Genomic DNA, 5,703 nt, shown 5'->3' on the forward strand with positions numbered 1-5,703 from the left:
AAGGCGAGCTCCAGATCGAACTTGACCTGATCGAAGGGCAGGCCGACCGGTTCGGTGCGCAGACCGGGGAGGTCGAACGTAGCGTTTTCGTTGTTCTGCCAGGCGAACATGACCTGGAACAGGGGCGTGTGATCCAGGTGGCGTGAGGGCTGGACGATCTCCACGACCTGCTCGAAGGGCAGATCCTGGTGATCCTGGGCAGCCAGGGTGGCCTGGCGTACCCGAGCCAGCAGCTCGGCCACGCTGGGGGTGTTGGACAGGTCGATACGCAGGGCCAGCGTATTGACGAAGAAACCCATCAGCGGCTCGATCTCGATGCGATTGCGGTTGGCCGTGGGCGTACCGATGACCAGGTCGTCCTGACCGGACAGGCGAGCCAGTACCGCCGCCCACGCCGTCATCAAGGTCATGAACACCGTGGTGCCGTGCTGCTGACTGAAGCGCTTGAGCGCGTGGGTCAGGGCGGCATCCAGCTGTATAGGCACACTGGCACCGACGAACGATTGCTGCAGCGGGCGTGGTCGATCCGTGGGCAGTNATTGCGGTTGGCCGTGGGCGTACCGATGACCAGGTCGTCCTGACCGGACAGGCGAGCCAGTACCGCCGCCCACGCCGTCATCAAGGTCATGAACACCGTGGTGCCGTGCTGCTGACTGAAGCGCTTGAGCGCGTGGGTCAGGGCGGCATCCAGCTGTATAGGCACACTGGCGCCGACGAACGATTGTTGCGGCGGACGCGGTCGATCCGTGGGCAGTGTCAACAGGACCGGAACATCGGCCAGCGTGCGGCGCCAATACGCGACTTGCGTGGCGAGCCGTTCGTCGACGAGCCATTGGCGTTGCCAGACGGCGTAATCGGGGTACTGGATGGTCAGCGGCGGAAGCGGATCGGCCTGTCCTTGCACGAAGGCGGTGTAGAGCGCATTGAGCTCACGGAGCAGCACTCCGATGGACCAGCCGTCGGAGACGATGTGGTGTTGGGTGAGCAGGAAGACATGCGCGTGCTCGGCCAGACGGACGAGGCGGGCACGGATCAAGGGACCCCGGGTGAGATCGAAGGGGGTGCTGACTTCTTCCTCGCACAGGTGTTGAAGGAGGGCGTGAGGATCGCTCGCGTCCTGCAGATCGTGCTGGTGCAGGGGCAGGCCGAGGGTCGGCGACAGCAATGCGATGTGGGGTTGACCGTCGGTTGAAACGAAGACCGTGCGCAAGGCCTCGTGCCGAGCCCACAGCGTATCCAGACTGCGTTGCCACGCCGGGATATCCAGCGGGCCGTGCAGGTGCACGGCCATCGGGATGTGATAGGTGGCACTGATACTTGCATCGAGCTGGGCGAGGAACCACAAGCGCTGCTGGGCAAAGGACAGGGGGAGCTGACCGTCGCGTGCAGCGGGAACGATGGCGGGCAGCGTCTGTGCCCCGGCCTGTTCCAGCGTCTGGGTNTTGAAGGAGGGCGTGAGGATCGCTCGCGTCCTGCAGATCGTGCTGGTGCAGGGGCAGGCCGAGGGTCGGCGACAGCAATGCGATGTGGGGTTGACCGTCGGTTGAAACGAAGACCGTGCGCAAGGCCTCGTGCCGAGCCCACAGCGTATCCAGACTGCGTTGCAATACCGGAATATCCAGCGGGCCGTGCAGGTGCACGGCCATCGGGATGTGATAGGTGGCACTGCTGCGTGCATCGAGCTGGGCGAGGAACCACAAGCGCTGCTGGGCAAAGGACAGGGGGAGCTGACCGTCACGTGCAGCGGGAACGATGGCGGGCAGCGACTGCGCCCCGGCCTGTTCCAGCGTCTGGGTGAGGGCCAACGCCAGCGCGGCGAGGGAGGGATGGGCGAACAGGGAGGCCAGCGGCACAGTGACGCCGACCGTCTGGGCCAAGCGGCTGAGCAGGCGCACGGCGATCAGGGAATGGCCACCGACCTCGAAGAAGTTGTCGTGGCGACTGACCTGCTGGAGGCCGAGCAGCTCTTCCCAGATGCCGGCGAGGGTTTGTTCGATCTCCCCTTGGGGTGGCTCGTAGGCCCGACGGGCGTAGGCCGTGTCGCCNCAGTGACGCCGACCGTCTGGGCCAAGCGGCTGAGCAGGCGCACGGCGATCAGGGAATGGCCACCGACCTCGAAGAAGTTGTCGTGGCGACTGACCTGCTGGAGGCCGAGCAACTCCGTCCAGAGGGTGGCGAGGGTCTGCTCGATCTCGCCCTGGGGTGGCTCGTAGGCCCGACGGGCGTAGGCCGTGTCGCCCGGTGCGGGCAAGGCCTTGCGGTCGAGCTTGCCGTTGGGTGTCAGGGGCAACGCGTCCAACGGCACGAAGGCCGCCGGGACCATGTAGTCGGGTAGGCAGGCACCGAGGTGGGCGCGCAAGGTCGCGGCCAGCGCATCGGACGCGGTCGTGTCTTCCGGAGTGACGGTGAGATAGGCGACGAGGCGTTTGTCGCCGGTGACGTCTTCGCGGGCGAGGACGACAGCCTCACGCACCGCCGGATGTTCCATCAGGCGCGCTTCGATCTCGCCGGGCTCGATGCGGAAGCCACGGAGCTTGACCTGGTGATCGTTACGGCCGNCCGACGGGCGTAGGCCGTGTCGCCCGGTGCGGGCAAGGCCTTGCGGTCGAGTTTGCCGTTGGGTGTCAGGGGCAACGCGTCCAACGGCACGAAGGCCGCCGGGACCATGTAGTCGGGTAGGCAGGCACCGAGGTGGGCGCGCAAAGTCGCGGGCAGCTCACCGGAGGCGGTCGTGTCTTCCGGAGTGACGGTGATATAGGCGACGAGGCGTTTGTCACCGGGGACGTCTTCGCGGGCGAGGACGACAGCCTCACGCACCGCCGGATGCTCGATCAGACGTGCTTCGATCTCGCCGGGCTCGATGCGGAAGCCACGTATCTTGACCTGGTGATCGTTACGGCCGAGGAAGACGAGATTGCCGTCGGGCAGGTAGCGGGCCAGGTCCCCGGTCTTGTACATGCGNGACGTCTTCGCGGGCGAGGACGACAGCCTCACGCACCGCCGGATGTTCCATCAGGCGCGCTTCGATCTCGCCGGGCTCGATGCGGAAGCCACGGAGCTTGACCTGGTGATCGTTACGGCCGAGGAAGACGAGATTGCCATCGGGCAGGTAGCGGGCCAGGTCGCCGGTCTTGTACATGCGCGCGCCGGGCAGGGCGTTGAACGGGTCGGGCAGGAAGCGTTCGGCGGTGAGGTCGGGACGGTTCAGGTACCCGCGGGCGACACCGGCGCCGCCGATGTACAGCTCACCGGCGACCCCGAGAGGAACCGGCTGGCCGTGGGCATCGAGCAGGTAGATGNGCCGGTCTTGTACATGCGCGCGCCGGGCAGGGCGTTGAACGGGTCGGGCAGGAAACGTTCGGTAGTGAGGTCAGGGCGGTTCAAGTAACCGCGGGCGACACCGGCACCGCCGATGTACAGCTCACCGGCGACCCCGAGAGGAACCGGCTGGCCGTGGGCATCGAGCAGGTAAATGCGCGTGTTGGCAATTGGACGGCCAATGGGAACCGCGAGGGCATCGAAATCAACGGGACAAAGCCATGTTGTGGCACAGACAGTAGCTTCCGTGGGTCCATAAGCATTGAAGACGTTGATTGCAGTATTTATCGTGCTGATCAACGCAGAGCTAGGGGCTTCACCAGCCAGAATAAGGGTTTGTAAGGTGGTAAGCCGCGTGAAGCCCGATAGGCCCTGGAGCAACGCTGGGGGTAACGTTGCATGGGTGATGGCGTGGCGCACGAGGTAGTCCTGGAACTCCTCAAGCGCTCGATGTTCCCCGTCCCTAGGTAAGTGTAGTTCAGCCCCTGAACTCCATGCGATCAGTATTTCGGAGACACTTGCATCGAAACTGCATGAGGCGAACTGCACGACTTGGCTGCTGGAGGAAACGTCAAAAAGGGCAATCTGTGCTTGGGTCAGATTAATTGCGCTTTTGTGTTCGACCATGACGCCCTTGGGGGTGCCGGTGGAGCCGGAGGTATAGATGACGTAGGCGAGATGGGTGGAGGTGAGGCCCAGCATTTGCGGATCGGGATCGGCGACGGACTGGTGGGCCCACGTCGCGGGTGTACCGAGGTCGAGCACGGTCAGGTGGGCGATCGCCGATTCGCCCAGGGCCGTTCGCCCTGCGGTATCGGCCAGCAAGAGCACGGGGGCGGCATCGTGCAGGACCTGGGTCAGGCGTTCAGAGGGGTAGGCCGGATCGAGCGGGACATAGGCCCCGCCCGCTTTGAGGATGGCCAGGAGACCGACGACCATGGCCAGGCTGCGTTCGACGCAGATCGCCACGCGATCGTCGGGGCGCACGCCAAGGCCGATCAGATGATGGGCGNCAGGTGAGCGATCGCCGATTCGCCCAGGGCCGTTCGCCCTGCGGTATCGGCCAGCAAGAGCACGGGGGCGGCATCGTGCAGGACCTGGGTCAGGCGTTCAGAGGGGTAGGCCGGATCGAGCGGGACATAGGCCCCGCCCGCTTTGAGGATGGCCAGGAGACCGACGACCATCGCCAGACCGCGCTCGACGCAGATCGCCACGCGATCGTCGGGTCGCACGCCAAGGCCGATCAGATGATGGGCCAGGCGATTGGCCTGGATGTTGAGTTCGGTATAGGAGAGGGACTGATCCTCGAAGACGAGGGCGGTGGCCTCGGGGTGCTGCTGTACCTGCTGCTCGAACAACTGGTGGATGCNCACAGCTGATCGGGGTAGGGTGCGTCGGTCTGATTCCAGGTGGTGAGCAGCAGCTCACGCTCCTCGGGCGGTAGCACGTCGAGCTGACGCACCGGGGTGTGGGGCGCCGTCTCCAAGGCCTGCAGCAGACTTTCCAGCGCTTGCTGCATGTAGCCGCACACGCGTTCAGGAGAAAGTGGCTGCACGACCTGGGCGGTCAATCCCAGAGCCTGCCCGAAGTCCTCAACCGACAGGGTGAGCGGATAGTTGGTACGCTCTTTGCCACTGAGCCACTCGATGCCCTGAAGCGGATGGCCGGTGGTGTCTTGCTCGTCCTCTCCAGCCGCCGATGGCAGGCTGTTATGACGGTAGTTGAGCAAGGCGCTGAAGAGTGGCGTGGGAGCGGCGACACCGCTGCACCGTTGAGCCATTGCCANTGCTGCATGTAGCCGCACACGCGTTCAGGAGAAAGTGGCTGCACGACCTGGGCGGTCAATCCCAGAGCCTGTCCGAAGTCCTCAACCGACAGGGTGAGCGGATAGTTGGTACGCTCTTTGCCACTGAGCCACTCGATGCCCTGAAGCGGATGGCCGGTGGTGTCTTGCTCGTCCTCTCCAGCCGCCGATGGCAGGCTGTTATGACGGTAGTTGAGCAGAGCACTGAAGAGCGGCGCGGGAGCGGCGACACCGCTGCACCGTTGAGCCATTGCCAGTGAGGCATGCTCATGGCGCAGCAGCCCGGCTAGTCGTGTATGGGCATGGCGCACGCTGGTCTCGACATCGGTGTCGTCCAGATCCAGTCGCAGTGGCAGGGTGTTGATGAACAGACCCATGGCACGGTCGGCACCCTCGCCGGCAGACATGCGTCCGAACAGGACGGTGCCAAAGACCACCGGTTCGCGACCACTGGTGCGCGCCAGGACCTGACCCCAGGCGAGGTGGCACAGACTGGCGAGGCTGACGCCCAGGCGACGGGCCTGGCTGCGGAGCCGGTCGTTGAGGGCTTGCGGCAACAGGCGATGGGCTTCGTCCACGCG

At 65.1% G+C, this 5,703-nt stretch carries 7 protein-coding genes; all 7 read right to left on the reverse strand.

Annotated elements, in window-relative coordinates; all coding sequences use genetic code 11:
- On the reverse strand, window positions 1–485 hold a 485-nt coding region (locus IHE46_RS17095; RefSeq protein WP_343230053.1), incomplete at its 3' end, for a condensation domain-containing protein.
- The gene (locus tag IHE46_RS17100) at window positions 458–1,678 is read right to left on the reverse strand and encodes a condensation domain-containing protein (RefSeq protein WP_255430909.1); all 1,221 of its coding nucleotides are present in this window, start codon (window positions 1,676–1,678) and stop codon (window positions 458–460) included. The genes IHE46_RS17100 and IHE46_RS17095, both read right to left, overlap by 28 nt.
- A gap of 222 nt (window positions 1,679–1,900) precedes the next feature.
- The gene (locus IHE46_RS17110; protein ID WP_304626241.1) at window positions 1,901–2,488 is read right to left on the reverse strand and encodes a phosphopantetheine-binding protein; all 588 of its coding nucleotides are present in this window, start codon (window positions 2,486–2,488) and stop codon (window positions 1,901–1,903) included.
- Window positions 2,488–2,958, reverse strand: coding sequence for a hypothetical protein (locus tag IHE46_RS16755; protein ID WP_225563138.1), 471 nt, complete (start codon window positions 2,956–2,958; stop codon window positions 2,488–2,490). The genes IHE46_RS17110 and IHE46_RS16755 overlap by 1 nt, the downstream gene beginning before the upstream one ends.
- A gap of 246 nt (window positions 2,959–3,204) precedes the next feature.
- Entirely contained in the window at window positions 3,205–4,305 is a 1,101-nt protein-coding gene (locus IHE46_RS16765; RefSeq protein ID WP_192166059.1) for an amino acid adenylation domain-containing protein, read from the reverse strand.
- Between the two features lie 11 nt (window positions 4,306–4,316).
- Window positions 4,317–4,676 carry an AMP-binding protein gene (locus tag IHE46_RS17115; protein WP_225563139.1) on the reverse strand — a complete coding sequence of 120 codons (360 nt, stop codon included), beginning with the start codon at window positions 4,674–4,676 and terminating at the stop codon, window positions 4,317–4,319.
- 208 nt (window positions 4,677–4,884) lie between these two features.
- A partial coding sequence (locus IHE46_RS16775) for a condensation domain-containing protein (RefSeq protein WP_225563140.1) occupies window positions 4,885–5,703 on the reverse strand: 819 nt, incomplete at its 5' end.

The organism is Rhodanobacter sp. DHG33 (assembly GCF_014843005.1).
Lineage (GTDB): Bacteria > Pseudomonadota > Gammaproteobacteria > Xanthomonadales > Rhodanobacteraceae > Rhodanobacter_A.